At 58.3% G+C, this 16,588-nt stretch carries 13 protein-coding genes; 12 read left to right on the top strand and 1 reads right to left on the bottom strand.

Annotated features, from left to right (window positions below; translation table 11 throughout):
• Window positions 1-39: 39 nt before the first annotated feature.
• The 10 genes from ACA047_RS12125 to ACA047_RS12080 all read left to right on the top strand — a co-directional run bounded on the left by ACA047_RS12125 (window position 40) and on the right by ACA047_RS12080 (window position 12,226).
• Window positions 40-2,139: a chemotaxis protein CheA gene (locus ACA047_RS12125; protein ID WP_497359417.1), complete on the top strand. Its 2,100-nt coding sequence runs from the start codon at window positions 40-42 to the stop codon at window positions 2,137-2,139.
• 33 nt (window positions 2,140-2,172) lie between these two features.
• Complete coding sequence (locus tag ACA047_RS12120; protein WP_497359416.1) at window positions 2,173-3,831, top strand: methyl-accepting chemotaxis protein; 1,659 nt, start codon at window positions 2,173-2,175, stop codon at window positions 3,829-3,831.
• Window positions 3,832-3,870: 39 nt separating this feature from the next.
• Window positions 3,871-4,407: a chemotaxis protein CheW gene (locus tag ACA047_RS12115; protein WP_497359415.1), complete on the top strand. Its 537-nt coding sequence runs from the start codon at window positions 3,871-3,873 to the stop codon at window positions 4,405-4,407.
• Window positions 4,404-5,240: a CheR family methyltransferase gene (locus ACA047_RS12110; protein ID WP_497359414.1), complete on the top strand. Its 837-nt coding sequence runs from the start codon at window positions 4,404-4,406 to the stop codon at window positions 5,238-5,240. The genes ACA047_RS12115 and ACA047_RS12110 overlap by 4 nt, the downstream gene beginning before the upstream one ends.
• Window positions 5,237-5,734 (top strand): chemoreceptor glutamine deamidase CheD, encoded by a 498-nt coding sequence (gene cheD, locus ACA047_RS12105; RefSeq protein ID WP_497359413.1) that lies wholly within the window; start codon window positions 5,237-5,239, stop codon window positions 5,732-5,734. Before ACA047_RS12110 ends, cheD begins: the two co-directional genes overlap by 4 nt.
• Before the next feature lie 2 nt (window positions 5,735-5,736).
• Window positions 5,737-6,804 carry a protein-glutamate methylesterase/protein-glutamine glutaminase gene (locus tag ACA047_RS12100; protein WP_497359412.1) on the top strand — a complete coding sequence of 356 codons (1,068 nt, stop codon included), beginning with the start codon at window positions 5,737-5,739 and terminating at the stop codon, window positions 6,802-6,804.
• Between the two features lie 607 nt (window positions 6,805-7,411).
• Complete coding sequence (locus ACA047_RS12095; RefSeq protein ID WP_497359411.1) at window positions 7,412-9,160, top strand: ABC transporter permease; 1,749 nt, start codon at window positions 7,412-7,414, stop codon at window positions 9,158-9,160.
• 10 nt (window positions 9,161-9,170) lie between these two features.
• A complete protein-coding gene (locus tag ACA047_RS12090; protein ID WP_497359410.1) occupies window positions 9,171-10,475 on the top strand; it encodes an ABC transporter ATP-binding protein in 1,305 nt (434 codons plus the stop codon).
• A 40-nt stretch (window positions 10,476-10,515) separates the two neighbouring features.
• Window positions 10,516-11,592, top strand: a complete 1,077-nt coding sequence (locus ACA047_RS12085) for a sensor histidine kinase (RefSeq protein WP_497360315.1) — start codon at window positions 10,516-10,518, stop codon at window positions 11,590-11,592.
• Window positions 11,579-12,226: a response regulator transcription factor gene (locus ACA047_RS12080; protein WP_497359409.1), complete on the top strand. Its 648-nt coding sequence runs from the start codon at window positions 11,579-11,581 to the stop codon at window positions 12,224-12,226. Before ACA047_RS12085 ends, ACA047_RS12080 begins: the two co-directional genes overlap by 14 nt.
• On the opposite strand, the gene ACA047_RS12075 is transcribed toward ACA047_RS12080, so the two are convergent.
• Complete coding sequence (locus tag ACA047_RS12075) at window positions 12,218-14,014, bottom strand: FUSC family protein (RefSeq protein WP_497359408.1); 1,797 nt, start codon at window positions 14,012-14,014, stop codon at window positions 12,218-12,220. The genes ACA047_RS12080 and ACA047_RS12075 overlap by 9 nt on opposite strands.
• 282 nt (window positions 14,015-14,296) lie before the next feature.
• Between ACA047_RS12075 and ACA047_RS12070 the strand changes: the two genes are divergently transcribed.
• The gene (locus tag ACA047_RS12070) at window positions 14,297-15,658 is read left to right on the top strand and encodes an MFS transporter (RefSeq protein WP_497359407.1); all 1,362 of its coding nucleotides are present in this window, start codon (window positions 14,297-14,299) and stop codon (window positions 15,656-15,658) included.
• Between the two features lie 104 nt (window positions 15,659-15,762).
• The gene (locus ACA047_RS12065) at window positions 15,763-16,575 is read left to right on the top strand and encodes an IclR family transcriptional regulator (protein ID WP_497359406.1); all 813 of its coding nucleotides are present in this window, start codon (window positions 15,763-15,765) and stop codon (window positions 16,573-16,575) included.
• Window positions 16,576-16,588 lie beyond the last annotated feature (13 nt).

Genomic DNA, 16,588 nt, shown 5'->3' with positions numbered 1-16,588 from the left:
CCACTGCACCGCCGGCCCGACACGACAAAGGATATGCGCGTGAGCATCAATCTCGATCAGGCACAACAAACGTTCATCGTCGAGGCACGGGAGTTGTTGCAGGCGATGGAAGAGTCGCTGTTGCAACTGGAAACCGACCCTGGCGACGATGATGCCGTCGGCGCGATCTTCCGGGCAGCCCACACCATCAAGGGCTCGGCCGGGCTGTTCGGCCTGGAACCCATCGTCAGCTTCACCCATATCGTCGAAGACGTGCTCGATCGCCTGCGCAACGGCAGCGTTGAAGTGGATGCCGGCCTGATCGCCGTGTTGCTCAAGTCCAGTGATCACATGCTGGAATTGATCAACGTGGTGGCCAACCAAGGCTCAACCCTGCAGCCACCGGCCCTGAAACGGGAAATGGAATTGTGCCAGATCCTGCAGGAGTACCAGTTGCCCGCGCCTGCCGTCGACCCGACACCGACGAGTGAAGCCCAAACAGACGAGCCATCCGAAACGAGGCTCTGGCACATTTCCCTGCACTTTGGCCTGGACGTATTCCGCAACGGCATGGACCCGCTGTCGTTCCTGCGCTACCTGCAAACCCTCGGTGAAATCGTCCACATCGCCACGCTGACAGACACAATGCCAGCCGCCGAAGCCTGGGATGCCGAGTCCTGCTACCTGGGCTTCGACATCGAGTTTCGCTCGGCCGCCAGCCACGGGGCGATCAACGAAGTCTTCGATTTCGTCCGCGAAGACTGCGAGATCGAGATCGTTGTCGTTGATGACGCCCTACCCCAGGCGAACACCGGCCTGGTTGCAACGGCTCAGGAGCAGCCCGACGAAAACACAGGGCTGGTCACCACCGGCGAGTTGATGCCAGACCAACGCAAGACGCCACGCATGCCTGCCCAGGTCTGCGCCGACAAACAGACCGTGACGAGCGACAGCAAAGCCAAGGACGGTACCTATGTGCGGGTCAATGCCGACAAGCTGGACGAGTTGATCAACCTGGTGGGCGAACTGGTCATCGCCAGTGCCGGTGCCAGCCTGCTGGCCCGCACCTGCCAGAACGCGCCGTTGCAGGAGTCCACCTCGACAGTGTCCGGGCTGGTGGAAGAAATCCTCGACGGCGCCCTGCGCCTGCGCATGATCCCCATCGGCGAAACCTTCAACCGCTTCCGCCGGGTGGTGCGCGATGTCAGCCAGGAACTGGGCAAGGACATCGACCTGATCATCAGCGGCGCGGAAACCGAGCTGGACAAGACCGTGGTGGAGAAAATCGGCGACCCGCTCATGCACCTGTTGCGCAACGCCATGGACCACGGCATCGAAACCGCCGAAGCACGACTGGCGGCCGGCAAGCCGGTCAAGGGGCATCTGCACCTCAACGCCTACCACGACTCGGGCAGCATCGTGCTGGAAATCGCCGACGACGGCGCCGGCCTGAACCGCGACCGGATCCTGGAAAAAGCCCAGGAACGTGGCTTGGTCGCCGCAGGCGCCAGCCCCACCGACCAGGAGATCTACAACCTGATCTTCGAACCCGGTTTTTCCACTGCCCAAGCCGTCACCAACCTTTCGGGACGGGGCGTGGGCATGGACGTGGTCAAGCGCAACATCACCCTGCTGCGCGGCACGGTCGACCTGGACAGCCAGCCAGGCAAGGGCACCGTGGTGCGCATCCGCCTGCCGCTGACCCTGGCGATCATCAATGGTTTTCTGGTGGGCATCGGCCAGTCCACTTACGTCATTCCGCTGGACATGGTCCAGGAATGCATCGAACTGAGCGAAGACGATGGGCTGACCAGCCGCGAACAAGGCTACCTCGACCTGCGCGGTGAAGTCCTGCCCCTGGTGTACCTGCGTGATCACTTCGACCATGAAGGCCCGGCCTCGCGCCGGCAGAACGTGGTGGTGGTGCGCTACGCCGAACTCAAGGCCGGGCTGGTGGTGGATGACTTGCTGGGTGAATTCCAGACCGTCATCAAACCCCTTGGCAAGCTGTTCGGCGCACTGCGCGGCATCAGCGGCTCGACCATCCTGGGCAGCGGCGCCGTGGCGTTGATTCTCGACGTACCGGCACTGCTCGCCCAAATCGCCCAAATAGAACCCCGTTACACCTCACCCCTATTACAACAAGCCAATGCTCGCTGACGCTTTAGCAACTCCATGGAGAGGTACTTCCCAATGAAATGGTTCTACGATCTTAGAATCGCCACGAAACTGATCACCTCATTTGTTGTGGTGCTGGCCCTGACCACCGTCATGGGGGTGTTCTCGATCATCCAGCTAGGCCAGGTGAACGGCACCACCATCGAGATGCGTGAAAACTGGATGCCTTCCATGCGTGCGGCCTCAGGCATGCGCTTCTTCGGGGCGAACTATCGCCTCAAGGAAAACCGCCACATTGCCGCCGATTCGGCACAGGAACGCACCACCATCGAGCAAGAAGCGGAAGACGCCAAAAAGGCCTTCGAAACGCGCCTGGCAACCTATGAAAAGCTGCTCTCCAACGCAGAAGACCGCCAGCTGTTCGAAACCACTCGCAATGACTGGACCGCCTATCTGGCGATCAGCAAGGACCTGTTTGCACTGTCCCGGCAAAATCTGACCGACGAAGCCCACGCGCTGCTCAAGGGCGAGTCCAAGCGTCAGTTCGACCTGGTGACCACCGACCTGCAAAAACTGGTTGAATTCAATGACGCCGGGGCCGGCGCAGCCAGCGAACACGGCACGCAGCTGTATGAACAAGCGCGCCTTTCAATTATTGCCGTGCTGATTGCTGCCCTGCTGGTGGGCCTGGGCCTGGCGCTGTTCATTTCGCGAATCATCTCCCGCCCCTTGAAGCAGGCCGCAGCCGTCGCCGAACAATTGGCCGAAGGCAACCTGAACGCGAAAATCGAAAGCGGCTCCAAAGACGAAACCGGCATGGTGCTCAACGCCATGCAAAACATGGTGGGCAAACTGTCCCATATCATCAGTGAAGTGCGTAACGCAGCAGATAACCTGGCCAGCGCCTCTGAAGAAGTCAGCGCCACCGCACAATCGATGAGCCAGGCCACCAGCGAACAGGCCGCCAGCGTCGAGGAAACCAGTGCTTCCATCGAGCAGATGAGCGCCAGCATCAATCAGAACACCGAGAATGCCAAGGTCACCGACGGCATGGCCAGCAAGGCCGCCAAGGAAGCCACCGACGGCGGCGAATCGGTGCAGCAGACCGTGGTGGCGATGAAGAAAATCGCCCAGCGCATCAGCATCATCGACGACATCGCCTACCAGACCAACCTGCTGGCGCTCAACGCGGCGATCGAAGCAGCTCGCGCCGGTGAACATGGCAAAGGTTTCGCCGTCGTCGCCGCCGAAGTGCGCAAGCTGGCCGAACGCAGCCAAGTGGCGGCCCAGGAGATCGGCGAACTGTCCTCCAGCAGCGTCGACATGGCCGAGAAGGCCGGGCATCTGCTCAACGAGATGGTCCCTTCCATCAACAAGACCTCGGACCTGGTGCAGGAAATCAGCGCCGCCTCCGAAGAACAGGCCGCCGGCGTGGCGCAGATCAACACCGCCATGACCCAGCTCAACCAGGTCACCCAGCAGAACGCCTCCAGCAGCGAAGAACTGGCCGCCACCGCCGAGGAAATGAGCAGCCAGGCCGAACAACTGCAACAGGCCATGAGCTTCTTCACCCTGGACACGCCGCCCAAATCGGCCGCCCAGTCTTTGAGGGTGGACAACACACCTGGCCCGTCCAGCCGCAAGCCGGCCCGGACCTCCGTGACCGTGTTGCCCAAAGCGTTTGCCTACAACATGGCCAGCGCACCAGACGAATCCGAATTCACCCGGTTCTGACCGTCCGTTCCCACAGGCTCGCTTAAAGGAGAAAAAGGCATGGGCGCCATCGCTACCACACGTCAAACCGCACTGGCGGTCGAGGAAGAAGCGCAATACCTGACGTTTATGCTCGGCACGGAGATGTTTGCCATCGGCATCCTGTGCATCAAGGAAATCATCGAATACGGCAACCTGACGGTGGTACCGATGATGCCGTCCTTCGTGCGCGGAGTGATCAACCTGCGCGGCGCGGTCGTGCCAGTGGTGGACCTGTCGGCGCGTTTCGGCCGGCAGAACTCGGCGATCACTCGGCGCAGCTGCGTGGTGATCATCGAGGCCAACACCGAGGACGGGCACGCACAGGATATCGGCCTGCTGGTGGACACGGTGTCGGCGGTGCTGGAAATCCCGGCGTCGCAAATCGAACCACCCCCGAGTTTCGGGGCAAAGATCCGCGCCGACTTCATCAGCGGCATGGCCAAGGTCGATGGCAAATTCGTGATCGTGCTGGAGGTGGGCCGGGTGCTGTCCATCGACGAGATGTCCCAGCTCGCCCAGTCCAGCCCCGCCGCGCAGGAAGTTGAAGCCCAGTGAGTACTGAAACCTGCAAGGACCGCACGGTGAACGCACTGGCGCTCAACGATCATGAATTCAGCCAGTTTCAATCCTGGCTGTACCAGGCCGCGGGCATCAACCTGTCGCCGGCCAAGAAGGCCCTCGTGGCCGGGCGATTGTTCAAACGCCTCAAACACTATGAGCTGGGCAGCTACGGCGAGTATTTCAAGCTGATCATGAACGGCCAGCGCACCGACGAATTGCAGGTGGCGCTGGACCTGCTCACCACCAACGAAACCTACTTTTTCCGCGAGCCCAAGCATTTCGATTTTCTGCGTCAGCATGTGCTGCCCAACGCGGCGCCGGGCAAGACCTTTCGCCTGTGGAGCGCAGCCAGTTCGTCGGGAGAGGAACCCTACAGCCTGGCCATGACCCTGGCCGAAGGGTTGGGCACCACGCCCTGGGAAGTCATTGGCTCAGACATCAGCAGCCAGGTGCTGGCCAAGGCTCGTGCCGGGCATTACCCGATGGAACGCGCTCGCACCCTGCCCCAACCGCTGCTGGTGAAATATTGCCTCAAGGGCACCGGCAGCCAGCAAGGCACGTTTCTCATCGACCGGGCGCTGCGCAACCGGGTCAACTTCATCCAGGTCAACCTCAACGACACCTTGCCGGAGCTGGGGGAGTTCGATGTGATTTTCCTGCGCAACGTCATGATTTATTTCGACCAACCCACCAAAAGCAAAGTGGTCGCCCGATTGATCCCTCGGCTCAAGCCTGGCGGGTATTTCATCGTGAGCCATTCGGAAAGCCTCAACGGCGTGTCCGATGCGTTGAAACTGGTGGCGCCATCGATTTATCGCAAACCATGAGCGCCGTGATGAGGGAAGTGGCCGAGGTTTACCTGGCACCGGGGGAGTTTCGCTTTGCCACTTGCCCGACCCGGCTGCGCACCATTCTCGGCTCCTGTGTGGCGATTACCCTGTGGCATCCCGAGCGCAAGATCGGCGGCATGTGCCACTTCATGTTGCCCAGCCGGGTGCGCTGCAGCACCGCCCTCAACGGCATGTACGCCGACGAAGCCATCGAGCTGTTCATCCGCCAGGCGCGGTCCCATCACACCGAGCCCGAGGAGTACCAGCTCAAGTTGTTCGGCGGCGGCGAGATGTTCCCCGAGCTGCAACGCCACGTGCCCTACGGCGATGTGGCGCGGATGAATGTCAACGCAGCGCTGGAGATGGCCGCCCTCTATCGCCTGGACCTGATCGCCCATGACATGGGCAGCACCGGCCACAGAAGCATCATCTTCGACCTTTGCAACGGCGACGTATGGGTCAGGCACCAACCAATAAGGACCCGGCATTAACCATGTCAAAAAAGATAAATGTATTGCTGGTGGATGACTCCGCCGTGGTCCGCCAGGTGTTGCTGGCGATCCTCAGCGACACGCCGGACATCCACGTCATGGGCGCCGCCTCCGACCCGATCTTCGCCATGGACAAACTGGCCCGCGAGTGGCCCGACGTGATCGTGCTCGACGTGGAGATGCCGCGCATGGATGGCATCACTTTCCTGAAAAAAATCATGAACGAACGCCCCACGCCGGTGGTGATCTGCTCGTCCCTGACGCCCAAAGGCGCGGAAACCACTTTGCAGGCCATGGCCGCCGGTGCGGTGGAAATCATCACCAAGCCCACCAGCGGTTTGAAGAACTTCTTGCTGGAGTCAGCGCCAGAGCTTGTATCGGCCATTCGGGCCGCCGCCCAGGTCAACGTCCGGAACCTGGGCAAGCGCCCTGCGCCGCTGACGCCTGCCGCCAAACTCACCGCCGACGCCATGCTGCCCGCCGCCAACGGCCACGCCATGGCGCAGACCACCGAACGCATCGTCGCCCTGGGCACCTCCACCGGCGGCACCCAGGCGTTGGAAGCAGTGCTGAGCGCCCTGCCGCGGGTATGCCCGGGCATCGTCATCGTCCAGCACATGCCGGAAAAATTCACCGCCTCGTTCGCCGCCAGGCTCAACAGCCTGTGCCAGATCGAAGTGCGTGAAGCCCGCAACAACGACCGTATCCACCCGGGCCTGGCGCTCATTGCCCCCGGCGGCAAACACATGATGGTGACCCGCAGCGGTGCGTTCTACCACGTGCAAGTGGTAGACGGCCCGCTGGTCAACCGCCATCGCCCTTCGGTGGACGTCCTGTTTCGCTCAGTGGCCAAATTCGCCGGCCGAAATGCCACCGGCATCATCATGACCGGCATGGGCGACGACGGCGCCCGGGGCCTGAAGGAAATGCTCGACGCCGGCGGCAGCACCGTGGCCCAGGACGAAGCCAGCTGCGTGGTCTTCGGCATGCCCAAGGAAGCAATCAAACTCAACGCCGCACAACGGGTGATGGGGTTGCAGGAGATTGCGCAGGTGATTTTGCACAGGTAGGCAGCAAGGACTGATCACTGCCACCCTGACCAACACAAAACCCGTGGCAAGGGAGCTTGCTCCCGCTGGGACGCGCAGCGGCCCCAAGATGTTGAGGTGATCGACCGGTAGATCGAGGTGTGAGCTTAGGGCTGCTTCGCCGCCCAGCGGGGATAAATCCCCTCGCCACAGGTTTCCCGCAACCTGCAGCTACACCGGAGAAATCGTCGCAAGCACTCCAATCAAAAGGGTCAACGCCAAAAAACCACCCAAAAAAATCGCCATCTTTGCCATGAGCACCCCTGGACAAAAAAATTGCAGTACATGGATCGCCTGGCAGGCAAACCGTGTACTTATTCTGGGGTGGAGAGTGGGTTCGTTACAGAGGCACCTGCCGCAAGAAAGTGCGGATCAGATGAAGCACTTCCAACCCATCGAACATGAGTACGCCCCTCGGTATACCAAAGTATATTTTCTTGTCCCTAGTCATTCTGGCCCTCCGCAACAGCAAAGCTTAATCTTGCCGGGTGTTAAACGTCGTCAATTAAAAGCGCTTTAACTTCATGTTTGCCAATGACCCTTGGCGAGCCCGTACCCCTGACTTTGAATCCTGTAAAAGAGGTGATCAATGCGCACTTCATTCCCAGCACCTGCATTGACTTCTTTCAAGAACAGGCAACACGTCGCCACCACTTCCTGGTGGGCCGATGTCGCCCTCTTTAGCCTTGCAGTGCTCTTGGCGGCCTTTATATTTTATGGCCTGGATCAAATGAGCCAGCCGCTCGGCGTCCTTGATTCATCGCCGTTATCGCTGGACCTGGCCTACCTGCCGGAATATACGCTGCGCACCACATTGCGCATGTTCATCGCGTTGTTTGCTTCATTTCTTTTTACGGTGGTCATCGCCACATTGGCAGCGAAAAGTCGCAAGGCCGCCATGATTATTCTGCCAGCACTGGATATTCTCCAATCCGTACCGGTACTTGGATTCCTCACCTTTACCGTTGTTTTTTTCATGGGCTTATTTCCAGGCAAACAATTGGGCGTGGAGTGTGCAGCGATTTTCGCCATTTTCACCAGCCAAGTCTGGAACATGACGTTCAGTTTTTATCAATCGCTCAGGACAATGCCTAACGATCTTTACGATGTCAGCCGACAGTTCGCGTTTTCACCGTGGCAACGGTTCGTCAGGCTGGAGTTGCCTTTCGCAACGCCGGGCCTGGTGTGGAACATGATGATGTCTATGTCGGGCGGCTGGTTTTTTGTGGTGGCTTCCGAGGCCATCACCGTAGGCAACACGACCGTCAGCTTGCCAGGTATCGGTTCATGGCTGGCACTGGCGATCGAACAGAAAAATATTGCCGCCATCGCTTGGGCAGTGTTGGCCATGGTCGGGGTAATCATCCTGTATGACCTGTTGTTTTTCCGGCCGATAGTGGCGTGGGCGGACAAATTTCGATTCGAACAGACCGCCTCCCAGAAGCGCCCAAGGTCCAGGGTTTACGATTTGCTGAGGTCGACTCGTCTGGTGCCGTTGGTGTTGCTGGCGCTGGAAGAGATAAAGACCTGGTTGTTTCTGGACAAAATCCCGAAGCTGCCTCGAATCCGATTCAAAACCAGCGCCCGTTTCAGCCGTGCGGCCGACTGGGTCTGGATAGCCCTGGTAGCCATTGTGTGCATGGTCGGCATTGTTCAACTATCGCGCTTCATTGGCAGCACATTAGGTTTAGAGGACGTCATCAGTGTATTTGGCTTGGGACTGACCACGATGTTGCGCGTCGGCGTGCTCATCGTTCTTGCCAGCGTGTTTTGGGTGCCCATCGGCGTCTGGATCGGCTTGAATCCACGCTGGGCCGAACGCTTGCAACCCGTCGCCCAGTTGCTGGCGGCATTCCCGGCCAACGTTTTGTTTCCGTTTGCGGTTGTTACCATCGTTGCCCTGAAGTTGAACCCCGATATATGGCTATCGCCGTTAATGATACTGGGCACTCAGTGGTACATCCTGTTCAACGTTATTGCAGGTGCCAGTGCTTTGCCGACCGATTTGCGCGAGGCAGCACGCAGCTTCCATGTGAGCGGTTGGCAGTGGTGGCGCCAAGTCGCGCTGCCGGGGATTTTCCCTTATTACGTCACCGGTGCCCTCACGGCAGCAGGAGGGTCGTGGAATGCCAGCATCGTCGCCGAGGCGGTTTCCTGGGGCAATGACCATTTGTACGCATCCGGGCTGGGTTCCTTTATCGCTCTGGCCACCTCGGCCGGGGACTTCCAGCGAGTAGCGCTGGGTGTTTCGGTCATGTCGATTTTTGTTGTGGGTTTCAACCGCCTGTTGTGGCGTCCCCTGTACGGTTTTGCCGAACGCCGGCTTCGAATTGATTGAGGGTGATCCAATGGAAGTAATAGACAAACGTTGTCTGGTCGACGTGCAGCAATTAGGGCATGTCTATGGCACTGCAGGCGGCGCCGAGCGAGTTGTATTGGACAATGTCTGCATGCGCCTGAACGATGGGGAAATCGTTGGCCTGTTGGGTCGTTCGGGGTCTGGAAAGTCGACCTTGCTACGCTCTATAGCGGGGCTGATTTCGCCCACCTCGGGCATGGTTGATTTTCCTGTCGATGCCCAAGGGGTATCGAGCTCGGTTCGCATGGTATTCCAGAGCTTTGCCCTGTTCCCCTGGCTGACCGTGCTGCAGAACGTGGAGATAGGCCTCGAGGCCTTGAACGTGGCGGTGCCTGAACGGCGGCGGCGTGCTTTGGCAGCCATCGACATGATCGGGCTCGATGGTTTCGAAAGCGCCTTCCCGAAAGAGTTGTCGGGCGGCATGCGCCAGCGCGTTGGCCTGGCGCGCGCCTTGGTGGTTGCCCCGGATATTTTGTTGATGGACGAGCCGTTCTCGGCATTGGACGTGCTGACGGCCGAAACGCTGCGCACCGATCTGCTGGAGCTGTGGTCTGAAGGGCGGATGCCGATCCGATCAATATTAATGGTCACCCATAACATCGAAGAAGCCGTCTTGATGTGTGACCGCATCTTGATTTTCTCCTCCAATCCGGGGCGAATCATGAGCGAAATCCCGGTCAATCTCAGTCAGCCACGCAATCGTGCGGATCCGGCTTTCCAAGCGTTGGTCGAGCACATTTATGTGCAAATGGCCGGGGGGGCAAATGCCGATTCTCCCCGCCAGGGCATGTTTGCCGGAACCGGGGTGGGAATGGTTTTACCGTTGATTTCCACCAACGCCGTGGCCGGGTTGATCGAAGCGGTACAGGACCATCCTTATGACGGTCAGGCGGATTTGCGTGAACTTGCAATGGGATTGCGGTACACCGCCAGTGATCTTTTTCCTGTCGCTGAGGTGCTGCAATTAATGCGCTTCGCCGAAATGCAGGACGGCGACATCTCGCTGCTGCCAGCCGGGCGACGTTACGCACATTCGGATGTAGATGAGCGCAAGCAGCTGTTTGCCCAGCACTTGCTTAAGTATGTGCCGTTGGTGGGTCATATCCGAAGGGTGCTGGATGACCGCCCTACCCGCACGGCACCCGCCAGACGTTTCCGTGATGAGTTGGAAGACTTCATGTCGGAACACGACGCCGCCAACACGCTGGACTGTGTCACTCAATGGGGACGCTACGCTGAGTTGTTTGCCTACGACGAGGTGGCGGATCAGTTCAGCCTGGACAACCCGTCCTGAGGTATAAAGTGCAGGGTTAAAGCCCTTGATAAATGGAGCGATGCGAGATGAACATTCAGTGAGAAGAACTCAGTTGGCATTGCGCCTGATGCTTTTGCTGGGGTTGGCGCTGGGCATTGCAGCGATCGACACCATTACCGATCTTGAAATTGCGGTTGGGGTATTTCAGATCGTGGTGGTGCTGATCGCAGTGAGGGTCTTGCCAACGCGCGCAGTGGCAGGCGTATCGATCATATGCATGGTATTGACGATCCTGAGTTATCGGCTCACACGCTTTGGTGATTCAGAAGCGGGATTGATCAATGTTTTGATCAGCCTCGCTGCCATCGCCGGCACCACGTATCTGGCGCTGCGTTTATCGGCAGCGATTCGCACAGTGCATCAAACCCGAGCGCACCTGGCGCACATTGCCCGAGTCAACATGCTGGGTGAGCTGGCCGCCTCTATTGCCCACGAAGTGAATCAGCCACTGGCTGCGGTTGCCGCCAGCAGCGGTGCCTGCCTGCGCTGGATGGCAACCGAACCACCCAACCTGCCCAAAGCCCATCAGGCCGTGGAGCGAATCATCGCCGATACGCACCGCGCCAGTGACATCATTGCCCGGTTGCGCGGCATGGCACAGCATCAAGCGCCGACCAAGCAGTGGCTGAACGTCGCCGACACGGTTAACACGGCGCTGCGACTGTTGGCCGGAGAGCTGAACGAGCAGAGCATCACGTTGCGCGTACATGTCCAGGAAGGGCTGCCCCCCATGCTGGTAGATGAGGTGCAAATCCAACAAGTGATACTGAACCTGGCAATGAATGGTGTCGACGCGATGCGCCAGGTTGAACTTGACCGCCGGATCCTGGAGGTTCAAGTAACGCTTGAGTCACGCCATCAACTGCACTTTTTTGTTTCCGATCAAGGCAGCGGTCTGTTATCAAGCGACTGTGAGCGGGTGTTCGACGCCTTTTACAGTACCAAACATGAAGGGATGGGAATGGGCCTGGCCATCAGCCGTTCAATCATTGAGGCACATGACGGGCGTATCTGGGCCTCGAGCAATCCACAGTCTGGCGCTACCTTCCATTTCACTTTGCCTGCCGTTGTAAGGGAATCCGATGAACGAAACTGACGTCGATGATCTTGCCGAATCGATGATCTACATCGTCGACGATGACAGCTCGGTGCGTGCATCGCTGCAAGACCTGCTGGCATCGGTAGGCTTGGCGAGCCTGGCATTTGGTTCTGCGCGTGAGTTCATGGACGCCGACCTGCCGGATACTCCAGCGTGCCTCATCCTGGACGTGCGGATGCCGGGCTTGAGTGGGCTGGACTTCCAGCAGGAAATGGCACGCTTGAATATCTTGATTCCGGTGGTATTCATCACCGCCCACGGCGATATCCCCATGTCAGTGAAAGCCATGAAGGCCGGGGCACTGGAATTTTTGACCAAACCTTTGCGTGAACAGGATCTGCTTGATGCCATCAGCCTGGGCCTGAGCCGTGACAAGCAAAGGCGTAAAGCGGCGGGGATGGTGGATGAGTTGAAGCGCCGTCATTGCACGCTGACTGACGGAGAGCGCGAGGTCATGGATTTAGTCGTGTCGGGGCTGCTGAATAAACAAGTCGCGGCTCAGTTGGGTTTGAGTGAAGTTACGGTGAAGGTGAGACGCGGCGCCTTGATGCGCAAAATGAATGCGGATTCATTGGCGACGCTGGTCAAGATGTCGGAGCGGCTCAAGGCTTCTCCAACTGCTTCAAGGTAGCTCAGCGCCAGTTTTCGTTTCGCTTACCCACTCGGCAGCCGCGAGCTTTTTCAAGCGGTGCTCTAATGCGCAGACTTGATGTTTATCGGCACAATGGTTAGCAACAAGTTGTGCAATGGCTGCGCATTCGAACGCCGTGATGAGCGTTGCAGAGGCATGTTTCTCCAGGCTAATCAGCCTTGAGAGAAGATCCCTGATCTGATCATAAGTTTGTGCCTGAGCACGTAAGCCAGGTGCATTCGACATCTTCAGTGCCAGGCGCGCGATACCCTTGGACAGTCGTTTGCGTTGGGAGCCGGGCGATGAAGGAACAAGCCATCTGTAGGTCAGTACGGCGGTGAACACCCCGCCAAGAATCGCGGCCATCTGCAGGAGGGAATGTTCGAAGGAGGTGTCCGTATGCAATCCAGGTTGAGCTATCAACAAAAAGGTCATATTCAGATCGATTGCCAATTTCGCTGTACCGGGGCGAGCCATCAGCAGCGCACCGATCATCAAGAATGGAGCGATAACGAGGGCCAGCTCCCAAACTACGTCAACCTCAGGCAACAGCCAGAAGCGGCAGACCACACCAAGAATTGCGCCAGCGATCGAACCAATAAGCACATCTTTTAGGGCTGCATTGGCGTGGTTATGACTGGAGAACAACGAGGCGAACAACACCGCCGTCATCACCATCAGAGGGCCGTCTGACCAATCCAATCCCCACCACACTGCGGTGGTGATACATATCGCGATCAGGGGTCTGGACGCGGCTAGACAAGTAGCGCGCCAATCGAGCTGTTTAAGTCGCTGCAACCCATCACTGCTTGGGGTTTGGACAGCATCCAATGAGAAAAAAACACGCTGTAGCTTTTTAACGAACAGCCTTTCTGCGGGCACGTTGTCAGCGAGTTTATGCACCTCAATGCTCACGGCGAGCGCCATCTCAGACGCCGACTTTGCATCAGTCACTTGCGACAGATCAGAGAAAACCCGGAGTGAGCCGCAAACATCGAAGTGCCTGCTTACGAGCAAATCGACAATCGCGTCCAGCGTGTCGCGAGCACGACGGGCGCGTAAACGCATCGTTCGCGAACCTGCAGCAACTTCGTCCAGAAAAAGATCAAGTGCGGCTATTTCCTGTAACAACGCACTTAAATCTTTCCCGTCGTGTGCGGTACGTGCCTGAAGGCTATTGAGACTGTAGTGAACACCTGAAACGGCCAACGCTTCGAGTCGGCTGTCCAAGAACTTCGGCGATGCGGACGCATCTGTAAATGCCCATGAAAAAAGAACTGAAGCCAGCACTCCGATGACCGTGCAATAGACTCTGCCAAGGGCGAGGTCTACATCAAGCACTGGGTCTAGCACACCAAATAACGCCACGATCGCTGCGGTATATCCCGCAAGCACAAAACCGTAATTTCGAAAATGTCGAAATTGGTTGCCTACCCCGGCGCACGCCGTGATCCAACCTGTCAATGCCAGCATCAGCCAGAGGTGATGATCAAAAAACACCGTCAGCAAAAGCCCACCCGCTAAAGCACCCACCGCTGTACCGATCAGTCGGGCGCCAATGCGCTCGATCAGGAGGCCTCGCGTGGGTTGCGCTACCAACCAGACCGTCATCGCGGCCCACCAAGGATGGTGCAGGTCGCAAACTTGCGCAAAGACCAGTGCCAAGAGGGCCGCCGTGGTGGTACGCAGACTGAACAGCTGTGCCGAACGCGAAGGCCACTGAAACCAAGACGGCGTAACAAACCGGCCAGCCAGCCGACGACATGATTGATTTATCCGTTTACTCATTTATGGCGCGACATCCCGCAGCTGACTTGAGAAAAATGTAGACACGCACGACTCATCACCTTGAATACGCTGACTGCTGCTCAATCGGGTTTCACGCAGGCTGGCCCCATCTTCCCGGACTCATTGAGGCACGCCGACTTCAAGCCTAAAAATAGCATAATTCCGATATTTTGGGATTTTGTATTATTTCCGCTTTACAGGATTTTCTCTTCGCAATAGATTTGACCTCAGTCAAGGGCACCGGCGTGCCCCAGACAACAAAAACAATAAGAGGTACATGCCATGCACGCTCCTACGTCTAACAACATCCTCTGCGACGTCGTGGATGCTCGCCCTATCTCCCGATTGCAATGGGAAGTCCTTGCCCTGTGCGTACTGGTCGCCGTACTTGATGGGTTTGACACGCAGATCGTCGGATTCCTGGTGACGGCCATGGCCTCCACCCTGGACGTGACCCCACAGGCCCTGGCCCCAGTGTTCGCGGCGGGTTTATTTGGCTTGATGCTCGGCGCGCTGCTGCTGGCGCCGATTGCAGATCGCTTGGGACGTAAAAAAATCCTGGTGTTGTCGATTCTGCTGTTTGGCACATTTGCGTTGCTGACCGCATTTGTGACGACCGTCTCGCAATTGCTCGTCGTGCGTTTCCTGACCGGAATAGGCCTCGGCGGGGCGATCCCTAATCTCGTTGCGCTGATCTCTGAATACAGCCCGCGGCGTTATTCGCGCAGTGCGGTCACGCTGCTGTTCTGTGGCATGCCACTGGGTGCCATGCTGGCTGGCTTGACCGTCAACCAACTCCTGGCGTCCTGGGGGTGGCAGAGCCTTTTCCTGATTGGTGGCGCACTGCCCTTGATGGTCGCCGTCGTCGTCATGTGGCGCCTTCCTGAGTCAGTGGAGTTCCTCAGCCGAAACCCCGGCAATCGCAATACCCTGCGCGCTATCATCAAACGGCTCGCACCAGACCTCGCCGAACTGCCCGCCAATCTCGGCCAAGTGCGCACACAGGCAGCCTCCTCGACTTCCCTGAGCAACCTTTTCAAAGCTGGCATGTGGCGCCGCACGCTGCTGCTCTGGCTACCATATGCCATGAATTTGCTGATTTTGTACTTCATCATGAGTTGGATCCCGACGCTGCTGGTCGCAGCCCATGCCCCCCTGAGCATGGGCATACACGCCATTATTCTCTTCAGTCTGGGGGGCGTGATCGGCTCGGTCATACAAGGCTGGCTGATGAACCGTTGGGGTTCGGTGAACGTGTTGACCATCGAGTTTATGGGCTACCTGACTATCGTGCTGGCCCTCAGCCAATCACCTATCTCGCTTTATTCGCTGTTCCCCGCGATGTTGGTTCTGGGTGTTTTGGTGCAGGGGGCACAGGCGGGTCTTAACGCGCTGGCCGCCGAGCTGTACCCACAGGAAATACGCTCTACCGGCGTCGGCTGGGCGCTCGGCGTCGGGCGCGTGGGCTCCATTGCAGGGCCTGTGTGCGGCGGCTTAATGCTGGCAGCGGGCTGGGTTTTGGCAGAAATCCTCAGCGCAGCACTGATACCAGGAGTCATCGCGCTGACGGCAATTACCCTGCTGCGCCTTGACCCCTCCAGCAAGCAAAAGCCAACACCTTCTCAGCCTGCGCCTCATCATTGATGTAATCAGCGGCGTGCCATGGAGGGTCACCCGCGATGAGATCGTCGAAATTGAAGTCGAGCGCTTTGGTATCCTGCGCAACAGTATTGTAGACGAGCGCTGACATGCCAAGACCGTTTGATTCCGATGACAACGCCGAGTACCTGGCTGACCCCAAAGGCTCCAGCCTGGAGCGGATGCTGCGAATCCTCGACCTGTTCACCGAGCGCCATCCCATCTGGACGATCGATGGGATGGGAAATGCGCTGGGGTTCACCCGTTCCACTGCCTACCGTTACGTACGCGAACTGACTGAAGCCAACTTGCTGTTTCAGGTAGATGCCGGTCGCTATGCCCTCGGTGCGAGAATCATTACCTGGGATCGCCAACTGCGCGTCAGTGACCCCTTGGTACGTGCTGCGCACGCCCTGGAGTCTACCTTTCCACAATGGGGTGCCGAGCAAATCTGGTTGGTGTGTCGACTGTTCAAGGATCAAGTGGTCTGCGTCCATCAGACCGGTAACCTGGCCAATGAGGTGAGCTATTCACGAGGGTCGCCAAGACCTCTGTTCATGGGTGCTACCTCCAAGGCGATCCTGGCCAACATGGGCTCGCGACGCCAAAGCCAACTGTTTCTGGAAAACCCGAGCGACGTCGAATCCAGCAACCTTGGCAAGACGTGGGAGCAGTTCCGGCGCTCGCTCCAACGCTTGCGCCGTCAAGGCTATGTGCTCAGTATCAGCGAAGTGGATGCTGGCGTCTTCGGCCTGGCGGCCCCGATATTCGACGGCGACGGCAAAGTCGTGGGCAGCGTTAGTTGCGTGCGTCCGACTTCACAACACGACAGCGAACAAGATGAAGTGCAAGGCCAGCAAATCCTCGCCCTTGCCGACAATCTTTCACAACTCACGAACACGCTGGCGCATAGACCAGAATAACTGGACTGATCAG

The organism is Pseudomonas sp. LBUM1664 (assembly GCF_059695895.1).
This window is presented reverse-complemented; position numbering and strand designations above follow the sequence as displayed.

Bases quoted from the DNA above. Each gene is read 5' to 3' on its own strand.
- ACA047_RS12120 (WP_497359416.1), top strand. From the start codon at position 2,173: ATGAAATGGTTCTACGATCTTAGAATCGCCACGAAACTGATCACCTCA.
- ACA047_RS12115 (WP_497359415.1), top strand. From the start codon at position 3,871: ATGGGCGCCATCGCTACCACACGTCAAACCGCACTGGCGGTCGAGGAA.
- cheD (WP_497359413.1), top strand. From the start codon at position 5,237: ATGAGCGCCGTGATGAGGGAAGTGGCCGAGGTTTACCTGGCACCGGGG.
- ACA047_RS12100 (WP_497359412.1), top strand. From the start codon at position 5,737: ATGTCAAAAAAGATAAATGTATTGCTGGTGGATGACTCCGCCGTGGTC.
- ACA047_RS12095 (WP_497359411.1), top strand. From the start codon at position 7,412: ATGCGCACTTCATTCCCAGCACCTGCATTGACTTCTTTCAAGAACAGG.
- ACA047_RS12090 (WP_497359410.1), top strand. From the start codon at position 9,171: ATGGAAGTAATAGACAAACGTTGTCTGGTCGACGTGCAGCAATTAGGG.
- ACA047_RS12085 (WP_497360315.1), top strand. From the start codon at position 10,516: ATGCGAGATGAACATTCAGTGAGAAGAACTCAGTTGGCATTGCGCCTG.
- ACA047_RS12080 (WP_497359409.1), top strand. From the start codon at position 11,579: ATGAACGAAACTGACGTCGATGATCTTGCCGAATCGATGATCTACATC.
- ACA047_RS12075 (WP_497359408.1), bottom strand. From the start codon at position 14,014: ATGAGTAAACGGATAAATCAATCATGTCGTCGGCTGGCTGGCCGGTTT.
- ACA047_RS12070 (WP_497359407.1), top strand. From the start codon at position 14,297: ATGCACGCTCCTACGTCTAACAACATCCTCTGCGACGTCGTGGATGCT.
- ACA047_RS12065 (WP_497359406.1), top strand. From the start codon at position 15,763: ATGCCAAGACCGTTTGATTCCGATGACAACGCCGAGTACCTGGCTGAC.